Source organism: Streptomyces sp. NPDC051173, from assembly GCF_040689515.1.
In the GTDB taxonomy this organism is placed as follows: domain Bacteria; phylum Actinomycetota; class Actinomycetes; order Streptomycetales; family Streptomycetaceae; genus Streptomyces.
Genome location: NZ_JBFBBD010000021.1, coordinates 14,091 through 30,543, shown reverse-complemented (window position 1 = coordinate 30,543; position 16,453 = coordinate 14,091). Strand labels below are relative to the sequence as shown.

Below are 16,453 nucleotides of genomic sequence, written 5' to 3'. Positions count from 1 at the left end.
TCGCTCATGTCTTTAGGGACTCCTCGGCCGCCCCCGGGGTTGTTCGGCCACGGTGAGCGGTGTTGTGTCGGGCGGTTCGCTGTGCGTCGTACGCCCCGTCGGACACTTTGGCATCATGCGTTCCGAGTCGGAGGGACGTAGCGCACCTGTGACGGCACTGAAGAGCCGAACGGGTCAGGCCGACCACTCCCAGGAGTGAAAAATGCGTGGTCGGTGGCCGAGCCGTGCGGATAGGCTCCAGCGCTTCGAGGTCAGCGGACTATCGGGGTCAACGACGGGAGGTGTCCTGGGATGCGGCTTTATGCCGCTGTCGCGGTGAGTGGATTCCGCCGGTATGCCACGTATCGCATCGCCACCGCCGCCGGTGTCTTCACCAACACCGTCTTCGGCTTCGTCATCGCCTATACGTTCATCGCCCTGTGGGACGAACGGCCGCACCTCGGCGGCTACGGCCAGGCGCAGGCCCTGACCTTCGTCTGGGTCAGCCAGGCGCTGCTCGCGGCCATGGCGCTGCTCGGCGGCGGCTTCCAGGAGGAGCTCCAGGAGCGCATCCGCTCCGGCGACATCGCCGTGGACCTCTACCGCCCCGCCGACCTCCAGCTGTGGTGGTTCGCCGCCGACCTCGGCCGGGCGGCCTTCCAGCTGCTCGGCCGCGGGGTCGTGCCGCTGGCCGTCGGCGCCCTCTGCTTCGAACTTGCCCTGCCCGCCGACCCGCTGGTCTGGCTCGCCTTCCTGCTCTCCTGCCTCCTCGGCTTCGGCGTGGGCTTCGGGCTGCGCTATCTGATCGGCCTGTGCGCCTTCTGGCTGCTCGACGGCACCGGGCTCAACATGGTGAGCACGCTGACGAGCATGTTCTTCTCCGGGATGCTGCTGCCGCTGACGGTCTTCCCCGGAGCGTTCGGCGAGACCGTACGGCTGCTGCCGTGGGCGGCCATGCTCCAGGTCCCGGCCGATGTCCTGCTCGGCCTGCACACGGGCGCCGGGCTGGCCCGGGCGCTCGCCTTCCAGGCGGCCTGGGCGGTGCTCCTGCTGGCGGCGGGGCGCGCCGTCCAGTCGCTCGCGACGGCGAAGGTGGTGGTCCAGGGTGGCTGACCGGTCCTCCGTGACGACGGGGCTGCGGGCGTACGGGATCGTCGTCGCGATGTGGGTGCGCTCCACGATGGCCTACCGCGCGTCCTTCGTGATGACGACAGTCGGCAACTTCGTGGCCAGCGGCCTCGACTTCGTCGCCATCATGCTGATGTTCTCCCACATCGACGCCCTCGGAGGCTTCTCCCTGCCGGAGGTCGCGCTGCTGTACGGGGCGAGCAGCTGCTCGCTCGGCCTCGCCGACCTGGGGCTCGGCAGCATGGACCGGATCGGGCAGCGGGTGCGGGACGGCACGTTCGACGTCCTGCTGGTGCGCCCGGCGCCCGTACTCGCGCAGGTCGCCGCCGACCGCTTCGCGCTGCGCAGGCTGGGCCGCATCAGCCAGGGCGCCGTGGTGCTGGGCTGGGGGCTGGCCCACGTCGACGTCGCGTGGACGCTGCCCAAGGCGCTGTTCACCGCCGTGATGGTGATCAGCGGGGCGGCCCTCTTCGCGTCCGTCTTCATCGTCGGCGCGGCGTTCCAGTTCTGGGCGACGGAAGCCGCGGAGGTGCAGAACTCCTTCACCTACGGCGGCGCCACCATGCTCCAGTACCCGCCCACGGTCTTCGCGACGGAGCTGGTCCGAGGGGTGACCTTCGTCGTCCCCCTGGCCTTCGTCAACTGGCTGCCCGCGCTGCGCCTCCTGGGCCGCGACGACCCGTTGGGCCTGCCCGGGTGGGTCGACTTCTGCGGGCCCCTGGTAGCCCTCCTGATGCTCACCGGCGCGGGGCTGGTGTGGCGGGCAGGGCTGCGGAGCTATCGGAGTACGGGGAGCTGAGAGGCGGACAGTGGACGGTTTCATCGAACTCGACGGCGTGGAGAAGGTGTTCGACGTACGTCGGAAGGCCGGTTTCCTGCGCCGCGAGCGGCACCGGGTGCGGGCCGTGGACGGCATCAGCTTCCGCGTGCCGCGCGGTGAGATGGTCGGCTACATCGGCCCCAACGGAGCCGGGAAGTCCACCACCATCAAGATGCTCACGGGCATCCTGACGCCCAGCGGCGGCCGGCTGCGCGTCGCGGGGATCGACCCCTCCCGCGAGCGTACGAAGCTGGCGCACCGCATCGGCGTCGTCTTCGGGCAGCGCACCACCCTCTGGTGGGACCTGCCGCTGCGGGACTCGTACGGACTGGTGCGCCGCATGTACCGCATTTCTGACGCCCGTTACCGCGCCAACCTGGACCGCTGCGTCGAACTCCTCGACCTGGGCGAGCTGCTCGACGTGCCCGTGCGTCAGCTCTCCCTGGGGCAGCGGATGCGCGGTGACATCGCGGCCGCGCTGCTGCACGACCCCGAGGTGCTCTATCTCGACGAACCGACGATCGGCCTGGACGTCATCAGCAAGGCGAAGGTCCGGCAGTTCCTCCGCGAGCTCAACGCCGAGCGCGGCACGACGGTCCTGCTCACCACGCACGACCTCACCGACATCGAGCAGCTGTGCAAGCGGGTCATGGTCATCGACCACGGGCGCCTCGTCCACGACGGCGGGCTGAGCACGCTCCACGCGGTGGGCGGCAGCGAACGCACGCTCGTGGTCGACCTGGAGCGCGAACTCCCGCCGATCGAGGGCATCCCCGGCGCCCGCACGGTCAAGGTCGCGGGCCCCCGCCAGTGGCTGGCCTTCCCGGCGGACCGGAGCGCGGCCCCGGTCGTGGCGGCGGTGGCGGAGCGCTATCCGCTGGTCGACCTCTCCGTCAAGGAGCCGGACATCGAGGACGTGATCGCGAGGATGTACGCGGAGCGGGAGGTGTGAGGGCTCAGTCCAGGGACTTGCGCTCGGTCTTCCTCGCCTTACGGGTGACGCCCACGCCGCCCCAGAGCGCGAAGCCGGTGATCCTCACCTTGGGCGAACCGGGCGTGCCCGGTCCGGTCGCCCGGTCGCCGAAGCCGCCCATGACGCCGATGCCGGAGACCTGGACGTCCAGGTCCGGCGGTACGACGACGCCCATGCCGCCCATCAGGGCGAAGCACCGGATGACCACCTCGCGCTCCGTGAAACGGGCCTCGCGCAGGTCGATCTGGCCACCGCCCCACATCGTGAAGGCGGTGAACCGCCGCCCCACGGTCCACCGGCCCGAGCGCTGGAAACCACCGAAGACACCGACCGCCCCGCCGGACGTGGCGCTCCCGCCGACCCGCTCCGCCCATCCGGCCGCCGGGGCGGCGTCCTGGGCGGGCGCCGGCAGGTCCCGTACGAGCGGCTCCAGCTCGGAGTGCGTACGCGCCTTGTACGCGGCCTCCAGCCGCTGCTCGAACTCGCCCATCTCCAGCCGCCCCTCGGCGACGGCCTCCCGCAGCACATCGGCAACCCGGTCCCGCTCGGCGTCGGAGGCCCGCATCTCGGGGAGTTCGCTCATCATGCGAATAGATTAGCGAGGACGGGGTGCGCGCCGTCGCCGCCTGCGGCGGGCTGATTCGTTCCCCGGCCCCTTTCGGGAAGGGGCGGGCAGGGGGAAAAGCCCGCCCTTGGGGGCACCTCTGGGGGAGGTAGCTGGGGAGCAAGCGACCCGCAGTCGAAGAACGGCGCACTCAGAGTGCCGTGACCGCCTCACCCTTGAGAACCTCAAGGTCGATCGAATCGGCCATGGCCTGATATCCCGTGTCGTTCGGGTGCAGATGATCCCCGGAGTCGTACGCGGGAAGCAGGGATTCCGGAGACACCGGATCCCGCAGCACCCGGTCGAAGTCCACCACCGCGTCGAACACCTGCCCGGACCGGATCGCCTCGTTGACCCGCTGCCGGGTGACCTCCTGGAGGTCGACGGCTCCCTTGTGCCCGCCGAACGGCGTGATCGTCGCCCCGACGACCCGCAGCCCCCGGGCGTGCGCCCGCTCGACCAGTTTCCGCAGGCCGGCCACGATCCGCTCCGGGTCCCGCTGCTGCGGCGTACGCAGGATGTCGTTGACGCCGAGCGCCATGATCACGACGCGCGCGCCCGTCCGGCCGAGGACGTCGCGGTCGAAGCGCTCCAGACCGCTGGCGTTGTTCGCGGGCGGCGGCCCGGCGTTGCTGAGCAGGACGCGGTTGCCGCTGATGCCCTCGTTGAGGACGCTGTAGCGGGGCGCGCCCGGCTCGGTGCGCAGCCGGGTGGCGAGGAGGTCCGGCCACCGGTGATTGGTGCCGGGGGTGGAGTTGTAGCCGGCGGTGATCGAGTCGCCGAAGGCGACGACCGCGCCGCGGGCCTCCTGGGACCAGACGTCGACGCCGGTCAGATAGCGCCAGGACTGGACCTTGGCGGTGTAGCCGGCGCCCTGGGAGTCCTCGGCCCGGTCGCCGTGGGCGAGGTAGGACGTCTGGCGGGACTGGTTCTGATAGGTCGCCGGGCCCGACGGGGTCGGGGAGAAGGTGGTGACCAGCAGATCGGCCCCGGCGGCCACGGCCAGCTGCACGGGGTCGCTCAGCATCGACTGCCCGGCCGGGATCGTCACCGTGGGCTGCCCGCCGAAGCTCAGCCTGCGCATGCTGCCGGGGACGGCGGCGGGGGAGCCGTGGGCCGCGGCCAGGGCCAGGGAGGCGTGGGTGACGGGCAGCGGCTGGGCGCCGTAGAGGTTGGAGAGCTGGATCCGGGCGGCCGTGCCGGTGACGCCGTTGTGCACGACGTTGCGGACGGACATCCCGGGGAAGCCCCGGAGGGTGTTCGGCTCGGCGCCCGACGGCGCGGTGGACCAGGCGCCCACCCATGCGCCGGAGGCGGCCGGCGCGGCCGTGCCATGGGCCTCGTGCGGCTCCGCCGCGGGTGTGCGGCCGCGGCCGCCGACGCCGACGAATATCGCGGTCGAGACGAGAATCACCACGGCTGCCAGTGCGGCGAGCACGGCGTAGGCCGTACTTCGGGGCAGAGGTGGCCTGTTCATGGCGGGCTTCTCCTGGGAGTGGCGGAGCGAGACGCTCCGGTGCGGAACCGGGGACGAGACAGCGACTGATCAGCAACAGCGCCCTCGCGGTCCGATCGCCGTTCCATGATCCCACGGGGGCCGGGGGGCGCGCCTGTCGGCCGGTGGGGTCACGCAACGTGTCACATGCGACTTGTCAGACGCGGGGAACTCACGGTCCGTTCCCCGAGTACCTCGGGTAGGGACAATGCATGTGATGACGGCTGGAACGGGTGATGCGGATGGAACGGTCCCCTGACGACGGTTGGGGAGCCTCCGAGGGAGTTATGCCCCTGGGCGTGGGCGGCCTCACCTATAGCGCCGCAGATGAGGAGAAACGGCGCGGAGTGCGCCGTATGAAAGCGCTCGCGACCGGGCTCCTGCTCCTCGTCGCGCTCGTCTACGCCCTGGCGAAGTGGGGGCAGTCCGCGGGCGCGGGCGCCTGGGCGGGCTATGTCGCGGCCGCCGCGGAGGCGGGCATGGTCGGCGCGCTGGCCGACTGGTTCGCCGTCACCGCGCTCTTCCGGCGCCCGATGGGCCTGCCGATCCCGCACACGGCGATCATCCCCACCAAGAAGGACCAGCTGGGCCGGAGCCTCGGTGAATTCGTCGGTGAGAACTTCCTCTCCGGCGATGTCGTACGCGTAAGGCTGCGCACTGTCGGCATCGCCTCCCGGCTGGGTGCCTGGCTCGCCGACCCCGAGCACGCCGACCGGGTGACGGCCGAGCTGGCCACGGCGCTGCGCGGCGCCCTGACCGTCCTGCGCGACTCCGACGTACAGGCCGTCGTCGGCGAGGCCATCACCCGCAGGGCCGACGCCCAGGAGATCGCGCCCGGCCTCGGCAACATGCTGGAGAAGATCGTCGCCGACGGCGGCCACCACAGGGTCGTCGACCTGGTGTGCGTCCGGGCCCACGACTGGCTGGTCGCCCACGGTGACTCGGTGATGCAGGCGGTCACCGGCGGCGCGCCCGGCTGGACGCCCCGCTTCGTGGACCGCAAGGTCGGCGAGCGTGTCTACAAGGAACTGCTGCGCTTCGTCACGGAGATGCGCGACATGCCCGAGCACCCGGCGCGCGGCGCCGTCGACCGCTTCCTGGGCGACTTCGCGCGCGACCTGCGCTCCGACACGGACACCCGGGCCCGTGTCGAGCGGCTGAAGTCCGAGGTGCTCGGGCGCGGCGAGGTGCAGGACCTGATCGCCTCCGCGTGGAGCTCCGTACGCGCCATGATCGTCGCCGCCGCCGAGGACGAACGCAGCGAACTCCGCCTCCGCGTGCGCGCCGGACTCCTCTCCCTGGGTGCCCGCATGGCCGGCGACGAACGCCTCCGCGCGAAGGTCGACGGCTGGCTGGAGGACGCGGCGGTCTACGTCGTGACCACCTACCGCGACGAGATCACCGCCCTCATCACGGACACCATCGCGAGCTGGGACGCCGAGCACACCTCCCGCAAGATCGAGGCCCACATCGGGCGGGACCTCCAGTTCATCAGGATCAACGGCACGGTGGTGGGCGCGCTGGCGGGCCTGTGCATCTATTCGGCGTCGCGGCTGGTGGGGGCGTAGCGCGAGCCCCGGGCGCGCCCTCTTCCGGCTACTGCCGGAGGGTGCCTCGGTGGGCGCACCTCCGGTCGCCGGACGCATCGGACGCACCGGCTTCCGGACCACGGCGCGAAGACCGCGGGCCGGGGTCCGGGGCGGAGCCCGGGATTCCGGTAGGGGGCGGGGGAGGAATCCCCCCGTTGGCGGTTCCCGCACCCCGTATGCCGTGCCCAGCGGCAGCGTTAGGGTCGGCCCGTGCTGAAACGTCCCACCTTGCTGTGGTTGCTCATCCCGTACGTCCTGTTCCTGGGGACCCTGCCCCTGGTGGACCGGATCCGTCCGACCGTCCTCGGTCTGCCCTTCCTCTTCGCCTGGCTCCTCCTCGCCACGCTCCTCACCCCCGGCGCCGTCTTCCTCGCCTGGCGCGGTGACCGCAAGCGAGGCCGCGTATGAACGCCACCGTCGCCACCTCCGTCTTCGCCGGCTTCATGGTGCTCACCGTCGCCCTCGGCCTGCTGGCCGTGCGCGGCAGGGGAGCGGGCGGCGGGCTCGCCGAGTGGTCGGTGGGCGGCCGCAGCCTCGGCACGGTCTTCATCTGGGTGCTGATGGCCGGTGAGGGCTATACGAGCTTCAGCTACCTGGGCGCGGCGGGCTGGGGCTACAACTACGGCGCGCCGGTGCTCTACGTCATCGCGTACATGTCGTGCGGGTACGCCATCGGCTACGTCGTCGGCCCGACCCTCTGGTCGTACGCCCGCAGGCACGGCCTCGTGACCATCACCGACATGGTCGCCCACCGCTACAACAGGCCCTGGCTCGGCACGCTGGTGGCGATCCTGGCGACGGTCTGTCTGCTGCCGTACATCCAGCTGCAGATCACCGGCATGGGTGTGGTCGTCTCGACCATCTCCTACGGCGCGATCAGCCTGAACTGGGCGTACTTCATCGCCTTCGCCGTCACCACCGGCTTCGTCGTGGTGAGCGGGCTGCGCGGCAGCGCCTGGGTCTCGGTCCTGAAGGACGTGCTGGTCATCGGCACGCTGGGCTTCCTCGCGATCTACGTACCGCTGCACTACTTCGACGGCTACGGGCCGTTCCTCGACCGCGTCGTGGCGGAGAAGCCGGACTGGCTGACGTTCACGGGGCACGGCGGCAGCGGGCTCGGCGGCGGCTGGTTCGTGACGACGAGCTTCCTCAACTCCCTCACCGTCGTCATCTTCCCGACGACCGTGGCCGGCTACCTCGGCGCGCGGAACGCCGGCGCCCTGCGCCGCAACGCGATGCTGCTGCCGTTCTACAACGTCCTGCTGTTCGTGCCGATGCTCCTCGGCATGGCGGCCGTCTTCGTCGTGCCCGGCCTCACCGGAGCGGGCTCCAACCTCGCGCTCTTCAAGCTCGTCGTGGACTCGCTGCCCGCCTGGGCGGTCGGCCTGATCGGGGTGGCGGCGGCGCTGTCGTCGATCGTGCCGATGGCGGTGTTCATGCTGGTCATCGGCACGATGTGGGGCAAGAGCGTGCTCGGCGTCATGCCCCGGCTGGCCGGGCGCCCCGACCGGCAGAAGACGGGCGCCCAGGTGGTCGTCGTGGCCGCGGGCGCGCTGGCGCTGCTGATGACGTACACCGCGCCCAACACGCTGGTGCGGCTGTCGCTCATCTCGTACGAGGGCATGGCCCAGCTCGTTCCCATGATCCTGCTGGGGCTGGTGTGGCGGAAGCTGACGCTGTGGGGAGCGATGAGCGGCCTCGTGGCGGGCGGAACGCTGGTCTGCGCCCTGGTCTTCACCGACCACGACCCCGTGTGGGGCGTGAACGCGGGAGCGCTCGCCCTGGGCGTGAACGTGCTGGTGGCGCTGGCCGTCTCCCGGTGGGGCCCGCGGCCACGGCCCGAGGACGCCGCACGGCCCGACGACGAGGTGCTGGCGCGGGATCCCGGCCCGGGTGAGGCCGTTGTCAGTGGCACGGTCTAGCATCGGAACGAGCGGATGACTGAACGACCGTCACGCTGAAGTTCGACCAAGAAGGTTCGACGGAGAAGGACAAGAGAAGGGGGGCCGCGCTGATGAACGCCGTATTCCGTACGCACGTGAGCGTGCTCCTCTTCCTGCTGTCCGAACTGCTGCTCGCGCAGAGCGGCCTGCTCGGCGTGGTCGCGCTCGCCGCGACCACGGCCGTCGCGGCCGCCCTGCTGCTGTCCGCCGTGGCCGCCACGGCCGGCACCGGCGGCCCCCTCACCCCCACGCGAATACGCACCGCGATCCGCGACCGGGAGCTGCGCACGGCGTTCCTCGCCCAGCGCGATCCCGACGGACGGGGCCGACGACGGCCCCGCGCGCCCGGCCGTGCCCTCCCGACGGCCGCGTAGGCGCTCACCGCTCCTCTCCCGCTGAGCCCGCGCGGCTCGTCACGCCCGAACGCTTCTGATTCCGGCACGACGAGACCCGTGGAGGGCTCACCATGTCCGCTTTCCTCTCCCCGCTCCTTTCCTGCCTCACCTCCCTGGCCGAGGCGATCGACCCGCTGTTCGGCGCCTCGGCGACGGCCGTCGCGATCATCCTGCTCACCCTGTGTGTGCGGCTCGCGCTGCACCCGCTGGCCCGCTCGGCGGCGCGCGGTCAGCGGGCCAAGGCCGAACTCGCCCCGCGCATGGCCGAGCTGCGGCGCAAGCACAAGAACGACCCCGAGCGGCTGATGCGGGCGATGCGCGAGGCACACGCGAAGGCGGAGGTGTCGCCCATGGCCGGCGCCCTGCCGTCACTGGCACAGCTGCCCGTCCTGTTCGTGATGTACCACCTCTTCGGCAGCGGCGCGCCCGCCCTGCTGGACCACACGCTGCTGGGCGCGAGGCTGGGCGGCCACTGGAAGGATGCCCCGTTCGGCGCGCAGGGACTGGTGTACGCGGCCCTGTTCGTCGTGGTCGCCGCGGTCGCCACATGGACGTACGTCCGCTCGCGCCGGACGCCGGTGCCGGCCGAGGCCCCGGCCCTGACGAGGTACCTGCCCCTGCTCTCCTTCGGCACACTGATCACGGTGGCCGTGGTCCCGCTGGCGGCCGGGCTCTATCTCGTGACGAGCAGCGCGTGGACGGCCCTTGAGCGGGCGTATCTGACCCGGGGGCTGCCCACGGGCCCGCCCGCCGCCTGAGGGGCTCGCCCCGCCCCGGGACCTGCCTGAGGCGTTCGCCCGCCCCGGGACCTGAGGGCCTCGCTCCGCTTGGCGGGGAAAGACACCGGCCGTCAACAGGCCGAAACCGCCCTTGCGGAGCCCCCCTCCGTTCGCACACGATCAAACGGATCCCTCGATGGCCGTCCCCATCGGCCGACCCGGACGGGCAACCGCCGACCACGACCTCGGGAGACCGGATGAAGCTGCTGCGCACAGGCCCGCCAGGCGGGGAACGCCCCACCCTGCTGGACGACGAGGGTACGCTCCGCGACCTCTCCACCGTCGTGGACGACATCGACGGAAGGCTGCTGGGCGACCGCTCCGCGCTGGACCGCGTACGGGCCGCGGTGGGCGCCCGGATCCTCCCGGCCCTCGACCCGGAGGGCCTGCGGATCGGCCCGCCGGTCGCCCGCATCGGCAAGATCGTGTGCGTGGGGCTCAACTACCACGGCCACGCCGCCGAGCTCGGCGTACCGGCCCCCGGCGAACCGGTCCTCTTCCTCAAGGCACCGGACACCGTCGTCGGGCCGGAGGACCCGGTGCTGGTGCCGCGCGGCAGCGAGAGGACGGACTGGGAGGTCGAGCTGGCCGTCGTCATCGGCCGCACGGCCCGCCACCTGGAGACGGACGCGGAGGCGCTGGCCGCGATAGCCGGGTACGCGGTGGCGAACGACGTGTCGGAGCGGGAGTTCCAGCTGGAACGCGGCGGCCAGTGGGACAAGGGCAAGAACTGCGAGACGTTCAACCCCCTGGGCCCCTGGCTGGTCACCGCCGACGAGGTCCCCGACCCCCAGGCCCTGCGCCTGCGCCTGTGGGTCAATGGCGAGCTGAAACAGGACGGCGCGACGGCCGACCAGATCTTCCCGGTCGCCGAGGTCGTCCGCTACGTCAGCCGCTTCATGACGCTCTACCCCGGCGACATCATCAACACGGGCACCCCCGCGGGAGTGGCGGACGGCCACCCCGACCCCAAGCCGTACCTCCGGGCGGGCGATGTGATGGAACTGGAGATCGAGGGACTGGGCCGCCAGCGCCAGCAGTTGAAGGACGCGTAAGGCGATTCGGGGGAACGGGGGCGTGTGCTGCCCCGTTCGCGCTCCCTGAGTGTGCATATTTTCGGACATGCGCAAGGTATTGGGCGGAACAGGCCGGCACCGGCGTCCGAGACGGTGGCGCGGCCGGCGGCCGCTGGTCGCCATGACCGTGGTGTCCGGTGCGCTGCTGGTGTGCGCGTTCACGGGCCTGGACCGACCGCCCGCGCGCTACGTACCGGTGCACCACCACAGCACACCTCCCCTGGGGGACACGATGGTGCTGGGCGGAGGCCTGGTGCTCGCGGGCTCGGGCCTGGGCCTGATGGTCCTCGTCCGGTCCCGCCAGGGGAGGAGCCGGATGTAGCCGCCCGGCGAGCGGTTCAGCAATGGCGCAGTGTCGCGGTCAGGGCGCTCTTCTCGTCCGGGGTGACCGACAGGCCGTATTTGCTCTTCACCGCGACCCAGGCTTCGCTGTACGGGCATTGCGCGCCGGGCTCGGGTGGCATCCACTGGTCGGGTCGCCTGTCACCTTTGGAGCGGTTGGACGACGCTGAAACAGCGATCAGCTGCGGGGTGTTGGGAGAGATGTCGTTGGCGAACCTCTCCCGCTTGGCGACGTCCCATTTCTCGGCACCGGAGTTCCATGCGGCTTTGAGCGGCACGATGTGATCGATGTCGACGCCCCTGGGTGTGGTGAACGGCGGCTTGTTGTCGTACTCACTCGTCCAACTCCCCGTGAGTACATTGCATTTACCCTTCAGCGTCACCGGCGTCGTGGACTGGTTCTGGAGCACGATCTCCCGCGTGGAGCAGCAGTCCGGACCCTGTTTGATCCAGCAGTCCTTGCTGCCGCTGACCCTGAATTTGGTCCGTGCGTAATTGGCGACCTGCTTGTCCTCGACGGTCAGGTTGTACAGCATCATCCGGGCGTCACCCGCGTTCGGAATGCCGGTCGGCCACTTCGTGGGGGTCCATCCGCCGTGCTTCCGGCCCTTGGGCGCGCTGTCGGGCGGAAGGGCGCCGGAGGAATCGTCGCTGCCCGGCCCCTCGCAGGCGATGTCGTCATCCACCGGCTCGGCGCGCGCGACCGTACCCGGGAGCGCCACGACCAGGACGACGGCACCGATGACGGAAAGCGCTCTCAGACGCCGGCGCACCAGCATGCGGACTCCTTGCTACGGGGTTCTCGTGACGCTCATGCCGTCCGCGCCGTTGCGTCCGTCGTTGAGACATTCGAACGTGGTGCGGGTGGTGAGCTGCAACTCTTCGCCGAGCCGGGTCAGGCACTTGCCCAGGGCCAGCTGGCCGAAGTAGTTCGGGTGCAGGGACTCCTGCTGATCCCCCTGGGAAGCCCAGGGGAGGCCGGAGAAATAGAGATAGGGGATCCAGCGGACCCATTCCGCTTCCTGGGACTTCAGCGGGTTCTTCGTGGAGTTGCCCTCGGTCGCCTGCCGGTCCTCCTTGGCGCAGAGCTCATGGCCGGTGAACGCGTTCTTGACGTCCAGAAAGGTCGCACCCGTTTCGGACGCGGCCCGCCTGAGCCGGTCTCCCATTCCTCCCACGAGGGTGTCCCGGGCCCAGTCCGAATCCGTGTTGTAGAACGGGCAGCCGCCGGAGGTGTACCTCACGTACTTCTCCGGATAGCGGTAGTCCGACCCCGGGGGGATCGGAGCCGGGTAGGACTGCATGACCAGGCGGTAGTCCGCCTCCTCGTAACCGAGGTCTTCCAGCGCCTTGCGGATGTCCTTCAGTGTCCGGGTCACCTTGGCTTCGACCGCGTCCAATTCGCCGCGCATGTCACCCCAGGCGTCCTTGCAGTAGTCGACGAACCACCACGACGGCGCCAGGTATCGCTTCGCACAGGACTCGACGATGTCCTTGAACTTCAGGTCGTTGCCGCCGACCGACACGACGACCATCTTGACCCGGTACTCCCTGGCGAGATCCTTGAGCTGCTCGATCTGCGGGCGCTCGCCTTTCTCGTCGTACGCATGGGTGAACTCGTACGTCGTGGCGCCGGAGCACGCGATGTCGAAGCGCCGCTCCGCAGGAACGCCGGGGTAGGCGGCGGTGGTGATCGGGGCACTGTACGACCGGTCGCACCGGTTGCCGCCCCGGTCGTACGAGGTGTTGCCGTAGACGCGCGGCAGGTAGTGATCGCAGCTGGTCTCGTCGGCATTGCAATAGACCGCGGCGCGATCCGTCCCCCACGCACTGCCACCGGCTCCGGTATCGGCATTCCCGGCCCACCGCCCGGCTTCGCCGGAGAGATAGCTGTCACCCATGGAGACGATGGCGGGCGGGTGCGTACACCCGTCACGCAGGGAAGGCGCGCACGTCCGATGACGGGCGTGCGCGGTTGTCTGAAAGGCGACGGTGATCAGGGCAAGCGTCAGGAAAATGAGCATGAGGCGCCGATGATCCACCGTCAGACCGCGCATCGCCCTCTCCCGGATCGCCCACTCTCGCCAAGATCGACGCTAGGGCGGGCCGGTGATCAGCGCATCAGGAGCGGCGCCATTAGGTGGGCCCGATCCGGTCGTGCTCTACGGCACGGACGAAGGCCGCCCAGGTCCGGGACGGGACGGCGAGGGTGCCTCTGGGGGGCATTTTGCTGTCCCGTATGGATATGAGGTCGTCCGCGAGCCGTATTTCGACACAGTCGGCGCTTTCGTCAGGGCTGTAAGAGGACTTCCGCCATCTGCGGTGGGAGAAATCGTGGCGTATCACAGGATGTACCTCACTCGCGTTCAAGCTCTTGCGCGATGGATGAGATCAGCTCGGCTGACTCCTGTACTGGCAGTGCTGAAGCTTGCAGCTCTCCAAAAGCCTTGCGGTACTTCGCTACCGCCTCGTCTTCGTCCAGGTACAGGTCGCCTCCGAGGTACGACACCTGGACGACATCGAACTCCAGGGGCTCAGGGTAGGAGTACAGGATGAAGGATCCGCCGGTGTTTGTGAACCTGCTCTGCGAGTAGGGGACGACTTGGATCGCCAACTCGGGACTCTGGCTCAGGGAGGCCAGATGCCGCAGCTGATCAGCCATGACCTGGGGCCCACCGATCTGTTGACGGATAACCCCTTCCGTCAAGACACTTGCGTACTTGGGAGGGTTGCCGCGCAGGAAGATGCTCTGGCGGCTCATCCGAATGTCAACAGACAGCCTGAGCTGCTCTTCGGATAGTGGTTGCGATTGGCCTTCGAGTACGGCGGTCGCGTACGCCTGGGTCTGCAACAGCCCTGGAACGACTCGGGACTGGAACGCCGCGATGCTTGCCGCGTCCGACTCCAGCGTCAGCGTCTCTTTGAAGTGGTTCGCGAGCGCCTCGCTGTACCGGTGCCACCAACTGCGTTTGTTCCCTTCGGCCGCGAGAGCGATGAGCCACCTCCGTAGCTTCTCGTCCTCGGCGCTGTAGAGGTTGAGCAAGACCTCAAGCTCAAGCCGAGTGGTACGGAACAGCCCCGTTTCCTGTCGGCTGATCTTTGTCTTGTCGCCGTGGATAGCCTTCGCCGCTTCTTCGGTCGAGATATTGGCCGCTTCTCGAAGTGCTCTCAACTCGGTGCCCAGCCTGCGGCGACGAGCTGTCCGACGGGCGTTCCCCATTGCTTCCTCCCCTGCTGGCAGTGCTTGCTCAGTGTGGTCCAGAACCCAGGCCACAGGCGCGGCGATCACCCACAAGGATGAAGCTGGCCCACTATGGGCCCAACTTTGTTGCGCTAGTCCAAATGGCGGTTCATCGTAGACGTGTGGCTACAGAGCGTAGTTGCATCGACATCAGGGGGAGGCGCGGAGCGATGACGTATCGGAACGGCGCGTTCGTGGTGGATACCCGCGAGGAGCGGATCGGGCAGGTGATCGACAGCGTGGGGAGGCGCGTGCACCTACGCGAACCAGGAGGCGGCCGGGAGTGGGAAGTCCCCTTCTCCGCCCTGCGGTTGGCCACAAGAGATGAGCGGGAAGTGATCGGCCTTCGGCCCCAGACGATCAAACCGTTCCGAGGCTGCGCGGAGTGCCCGGACCTGGCGGCCGCACTGCGCGACGCACAGGCCGGCGCCGACAAACTCAAAGCCGGCAAAGCGGTCCTCGCCCAGCGGGCGCACTGGCGTCTGGAGCACGGACTGTGACCGCCGTAGCGACGCTCGCATGCGCTCACCGCGACAGCTGGACACACACAGGAGGCGAGGCGCAGTGCGGAAGGTGCGGGGTCAGACGGTTCACGGAATACCGCGCGGTGCGCCCACCAGGAATAGCGCAGGCGCTGACCTCACCCCGCACAACCGCCGCGCTCGCGGACCGAGCGGCCGCCGAGTGGCTGATGCGCCGAACCCGCCGCAAGGGGTGGCGCCCCGGAGGGTGACACCATGCGGCGGAGCCACGACAGGAAGGCACGGCCATGGAACAGCCAACCGGGATGCCCCACCACCTCGAACTCTGGGTCCCCGACCTCACTCGCGCGGCGAACACCTTCGGATGGCTGCTGGAAACCCTGGGATACGAGCCGTACCAGACCTGGGAGCACGGCCGCAGTTGGCGGCTCGGATCCTTCTACATCGTCGTCGAGCAGTCCCCGGCACTCACCACCCGGACCCACGACCGCCACCGCCCGGGCCTCAACCACCTGGCCCTCCACGTCGAGAACCGGACCGCGGTGGAGACCATCACCGAAGAGGCGAAGAAACACGGCTGGCGCCTGATGTTCGCCGACCGCCACCCGTACGCGGGAGGGCAATCGCACTACGCGGCGTTCCTGGAGAACGACGACGGCTTCGAGGTCGAACTGGTAGCCCCCGCATAGCAAGTTACGGAAGGAGAGGCCGGACGACCCCGATGTTGCCCACCGGCGGAGGGGGTGGGGCCGGAGGGTGGGGTTCTGGAACGCGGTGCGTCGTCGGGGCACCCAATGCGCGTGACGGTGCCACGCACCGCGTTCCAGGTCCTCAGCCCGGAGGCCACACCCCCGGTCCAGCCACCACCCCAGCCCGGCCGGCGATTGAGGCCGCCCGCCGCAGGCGCAACGCACCCGCAGACGCAAGACGAACCCGCCCCTCCAACAACGGCGAGCCCGCCGCAGGCGCAACGCACCCGGCAGACAAAACGCACCGTCCCCAACAACGGCAAGCCCCCCGCAGCGTCAGCCCCCCGTAACCCCCAGAAACCGCTCCAACCCCGCAACAACCAACGCGTGATCGTCCCCCTGGGCCAGCCCGGAGACAGCGACCACACCCACAACCCCCGTCCCCCGCAGCCGAATCGGAAACGCCCCACCATGCGCGGCATAGCGATCAGGATCGAGACGGGAGTGAGACTCGAAGGTACGCCCCTTGGCCCGGAAGCGCGCCCCGACCAGGAAGGAGGACTCCGCATACCGCTCGACCACCCGGCACTTGCGGTCGATCCACGCGTCATTGTCGGCGGACGTCCCCGGCAGCGCGCAGTGGAAGAGCCGCTGCGAACCCCGCCGGATGGAGACCGTGACCGCCGCACCACGTTCACGAGCAAGGGAAACGAGCAGGGATCCAAGCTCCCAGGCGTCATCGTTCCCGAACCGCTCAAGAACGAGCCGCCGCTCATCGCCCTCCAGGCGAGCAACTTCATCCATCACGCCGAGACTTCCTCATCCATCACACCGAACCTCCTCGACCCGCACGCACGCCGAAACCTCCACGGTCCGTAGGCACGCCGTAACCTCCACGGCCCGTAGGCACGCCGAACC

The 16,453-nt window shown here is 69.7% G+C and carries 20 protein-coding genes; 13 read left to right on the top strand and 7 right to left on the bottom strand.

All coding sequences use genetic code 11. From position 1 onward, the window contains the following. Positions 1 to 291: 291 nt before the first annotated feature. Genes AB0435_RS14230 through AB0435_RS14220 form a run of 3 tightly spaced genes read left to right on the top strand, consistent with a single transcriptional unit; the run spans position 292 to position 2,879 of the window. Positions 292 to 1,092: an ABC-2 family transporter protein gene (locus AB0435_RS14230; RefSeq protein WP_366004195.1), complete on the top strand. Its 801-nt coding sequence runs from the start codon at positions 292 to 294 to the stop codon at positions 1,090 to 1,092. Between the two features lie 49 nt (positions 1,093 to 1,141). Beyond that, positions 1,142 to 1,906: an ABC transporter permease gene (locus tag AB0435_RS14225; RefSeq protein WP_366004236.1), complete on the top strand. Its 765-nt coding sequence runs from the start codon at positions 1,142 to 1,144 to the stop codon at positions 1,904 to 1,906. Positions 1,907 to 1,916: 10 nt separating this feature from the next. Next, a complete protein-coding gene (locus AB0435_RS14220; RefSeq protein ID WP_366004194.1) occupies positions 1,917 to 2,879 on the top strand; it encodes an ATP-binding cassette domain-containing protein in 963 nt (320 codons plus the stop codon). Positions 2,880 to 2,883: 4 nt separating this feature from the next. On the opposite strand, the gene AB0435_RS14215 is transcribed toward AB0435_RS14220, so the two are convergent. Both AB0435_RS14215 and AB0435_RS14210 read right to left on the bottom strand, forming a co-directional pair. Then, positions 2,884 to 3,486: a DUF1707 domain-containing protein gene (locus tag AB0435_RS14215; protein WP_366004193.1), complete on the bottom strand. Its 603-nt coding sequence runs from the start codon at positions 3,484 to 3,486 to the stop codon at positions 2,884 to 2,886. 169 nt (positions 3,487 to 3,655) lie between these two features. Continuing rightward, positions 3,656 to 4,981 (bottom strand): SGNH/GDSL hydrolase family protein, encoded by a 1,326-nt coding sequence (locus AB0435_RS14210; protein WP_366427107.1) that lies wholly within the window; start codon positions 4,979 to 4,981, stop codon positions 3,656 to 3,658. A gap of 260 nt (positions 4,982 to 5,241) precedes the next feature. Between AB0435_RS14210 and AB0435_RS14205 the strand changes: the two genes are divergently transcribed. From AB0435_RS14205 to AB0435_RS14175, 7 genes are all read left to right on the top strand, one after another. After that, the gene (locus AB0435_RS14205) at positions 5,242 to 6,567 is read left to right on the top strand and encodes a DUF445 domain-containing protein (protein ID WP_366427106.1); all 1,326 of its coding nucleotides are present in this window, start codon (positions 5,242 to 5,244) and stop codon (positions 6,565 to 6,567) included. A gap of 231 nt (positions 6,568 to 6,798) precedes the next feature. After that, the gene (locus AB0435_RS14200; protein ID WP_366004190.1) at positions 6,799 to 6,996 is read left to right on the top strand and encodes a DUF3311 domain-containing protein; all 198 of its coding nucleotides are present in this window, start codon (positions 6,799 to 6,801) and stop codon (positions 6,994 to 6,996) included. Beyond that, positions 6,993 to 8,510, top strand: coding sequence for a sodium:solute symporter family protein (locus AB0435_RS14195; RefSeq protein WP_366004189.1), 1,518 nt, complete (start codon positions 6,993 to 6,995; stop codon positions 8,508 to 8,510). The genes AB0435_RS14200 and AB0435_RS14195 overlap by 4 nt, the downstream gene beginning before the upstream one ends. A 92-nt stretch (positions 8,511 to 8,602) precedes the next feature. After that, positions 8,603 to 8,905 carry a DUF6412 domain-containing protein gene (locus AB0435_RS14190; RefSeq protein WP_366004188.1) on the top strand — a complete coding sequence of 101 codons (303 nt, stop codon included), beginning with the start codon at positions 8,603 to 8,605 and terminating at the stop codon, positions 8,903 to 8,905. Between the two features lie 92 nt (positions 8,906 to 8,997). Further along, the gene (locus tag AB0435_RS14185) at positions 8,998 to 9,684 is read left to right on the top strand and encodes a YidC/Oxa1 family membrane protein insertase (RefSeq protein ID WP_366427105.1); all 687 of its coding nucleotides are present in this window, start codon (positions 8,998 to 9,000) and stop codon (positions 9,682 to 9,684) included. Positions 9,685 to 9,902: 218 nt separating this feature from the next. After that, positions 9,903 to 10,760, top strand: coding sequence for a fumarylacetoacetate hydrolase family protein (locus tag AB0435_RS14180; RefSeq protein ID WP_366427104.1), 858 nt, complete (start codon positions 9,903 to 9,905; stop codon positions 10,758 to 10,760). Positions 10,761 to 10,827: 67 nt separating this feature from the next. Further along, positions 10,828 to 11,103 (top strand): hypothetical protein, encoded by a 276-nt coding sequence (locus AB0435_RS14175; protein WP_366004185.1) that lies wholly within the window; start codon positions 10,828 to 10,830, stop codon positions 11,101 to 11,103. Positions 11,104 to 11,119: 16 nt separating this feature from the next. Here the strand turns inward: AB0435_RS14175 and AB0435_RS14170 are convergent, their stop codons facing one another. The 4 genes from AB0435_RS14170 to AB0435_RS14155 form a co-directional block, all read right to left on the bottom strand. Continuing rightward, the gene (locus tag AB0435_RS14170; RefSeq protein WP_366004184.1) at positions 11,120 to 11,902 is read right to left on the bottom strand and encodes an HNH endonuclease family protein; all 783 of its coding nucleotides are present in this window, start codon (positions 11,900 to 11,902) and stop codon (positions 11,120 to 11,122) included. Positions 11,903 to 11,914: 12 nt separating this feature from the next. Next, on the bottom strand, positions 11,915 to 13,147 hold the full coding sequence (locus AB0435_RS14165) for a GDSL-type esterase/lipase family protein (RefSeq protein WP_366427103.1): 1,233 nt from the start codon (positions 13,145 to 13,147) through the stop codon (positions 11,915 to 11,917). A 112-nt stretch (positions 13,148 to 13,259) separates the two neighbouring features. Next, positions 13,260 to 13,469, bottom strand: a complete 210-nt coding sequence (locus tag AB0435_RS14160) for a DUF397 domain-containing protein (RefSeq protein ID WP_366004182.1) — start codon at positions 13,467 to 13,469, stop codon at positions 13,260 to 13,262. A gap of 10 nt (positions 13,470 to 13,479) precedes the next feature. Beyond that, entirely contained in the window at positions 13,480 to 14,343 is an 864-nt protein-coding gene (locus tag AB0435_RS14155; protein WP_366004181.1) for a helix-turn-helix transcriptional regulator, read from the bottom strand. Between the two features lie 191 nt (positions 14,344 to 14,534). Here AB0435_RS14155 and AB0435_RS14150 point away from each other — a divergent pair, with 191 nt between their 5' ends. The 3 genes from AB0435_RS14150 to AB0435_RS14140 are packed head-to-tail and all read left to right on the top strand — an operon-like array spanning position 14,535 to position 15,535. Beyond that, positions 14,535 to 14,864 carry a hypothetical protein gene (locus tag AB0435_RS14150; protein WP_366004243.1) on the top strand — a complete coding sequence of 110 codons (330 nt, stop codon included), beginning with the start codon at positions 14,535 to 14,537 and terminating at the stop codon, positions 14,862 to 14,864. Continuing rightward, positions 14,750 to 15,097 (top strand): DUF6255 family natural product biosynthesis protein, encoded by a 348-nt coding sequence (locus tag AB0435_RS14145; protein ID WP_366004180.1) that lies wholly within the window; start codon positions 14,750 to 14,752, stop codon positions 15,095 to 15,097. The genes AB0435_RS14150 and AB0435_RS14145 overlap by 115 nt, the downstream gene beginning before the upstream one ends. A 36-nt stretch (positions 15,098 to 15,133) precedes the next feature. Continuing rightward, the gene (locus tag AB0435_RS14140) at positions 15,134 to 15,535 is read left to right on the top strand and encodes a VOC family protein (RefSeq protein WP_366427102.1); all 402 of its coding nucleotides are present in this window, start codon (positions 15,134 to 15,136) and stop codon (positions 15,533 to 15,535) included. Positions 15,536 to 15,871: 336 nt separating this feature from the next. Here AB0435_RS14140 and AB0435_RS14135 read toward each other — a convergent pair whose 3' ends face one another. Continuing rightward, positions 15,872 to 16,339 (bottom strand): heme-degrading domain-containing protein, encoded by a 468-nt coding sequence (locus tag AB0435_RS14135; protein WP_366004235.1) that lies wholly within the window; start codon positions 16,337 to 16,339, stop codon positions 15,872 to 15,874. Positions 16,340 to 16,453: the final 114 nt, after the last annotated feature.

Excerpts from the sequence above, each read along its gene's own strand:
- AB0435_RS14230 (WP_366004195.1), top strand. The coding sequence starts at position 292 with ATGCGGCTTTATGCCGCTGTCGCGGTGAGTGGATTCCGCCGGTATGCC.
- AB0435_RS14225 (WP_366004236.1), top strand. The coding sequence starts at position 1,142 with ATGTGGGTGCGCTCCACGATGGCCTACCGCGCGTCCTTCGTGATGACG.
- AB0435_RS14215 (WP_366004193.1), bottom strand. The coding sequence starts at position 3,486 with ATGATGAGCGAACTCCCCGAGATGCGGGCCTCCGACGCCGAGCGGGAC.
- AB0435_RS14210 (WP_366427107.1), bottom strand. The coding sequence starts at position 4,981 with ATGAACAGGCCACCTCTGCCCCGAAGTACGGCCTACGCCGTGCTCGCC.
- AB0435_RS14205 (WP_366427106.1), top strand. The coding sequence starts at position 5,242 with ATGGAACGGTCCCCTGACGACGGTTGGGGAGCCTCCGAGGGAGTTATG.
- AB0435_RS14195 (WP_366004189.1), top strand. The coding sequence starts at position 6,993 with ATGAACGCCACCGTCGCCACCTCCGTCTTCGCCGGCTTCATGGTGCTC.
- AB0435_RS14190 (WP_366004188.1), top strand. The coding sequence starts at position 8,603 with ATGAACGCCGTATTCCGTACGCACGTGAGCGTGCTCCTCTTCCTGCTG.
- AB0435_RS14185 (WP_366427105.1), top strand. The coding sequence starts at position 8,998 with ATGTCCGCTTTCCTCTCCCCGCTCCTTTCCTGCCTCACCTCCCTGGCC.
- AB0435_RS14180 (WP_366427104.1), top strand. The coding sequence starts at position 9,903 with ATGAAGCTGCTGCGCACAGGCCCGCCAGGCGGGGAACGCCCCACCCTG.
- AB0435_RS14175 (WP_366004185.1), top strand. The coding sequence starts at position 10,828 with ATGCGCAAGGTATTGGGCGGAACAGGCCGGCACCGGCGTCCGAGACGG.
- AB0435_RS14170 (WP_366004184.1), bottom strand. The coding sequence starts at position 11,902 with ATGCTGGTGCGCCGGCGTCTGAGAGCGCTTTCCGTCATCGGTGCCGTC.
- AB0435_RS14165 (WP_366427103.1), bottom strand. The coding sequence starts at position 13,147 with ATGCTCATTTTCCTGACGCTTGCCCTGATCACCGTCGCCTTTCAGACA.
- AB0435_RS14155 (WP_366004181.1), bottom strand. The coding sequence starts at position 14,343 with ATGGGGAACGCCCGTCGGACAGCTCGTCGCCGCAGGCTGGGCACCGAG.
- AB0435_RS14150 (WP_366004243.1), top strand. The coding sequence starts at position 14,535 with ATGACGTATCGGAACGGCGCGTTCGTGGTGGATACCCGCGAGGAGCGG.
- AB0435_RS14140 (WP_366427102.1), top strand. The coding sequence starts at position 15,134 with ATGGAACAGCCAACCGGGATGCCCCACCACCTCGAACTCTGGGTCCCC.
- AB0435_RS14135 (WP_366004235.1), bottom strand. The coding sequence starts at position 16,339 with ATGGATGAAGTTGCTCGCCTGGAGGGCGATGAGCGGCGGCTCGTTCTT.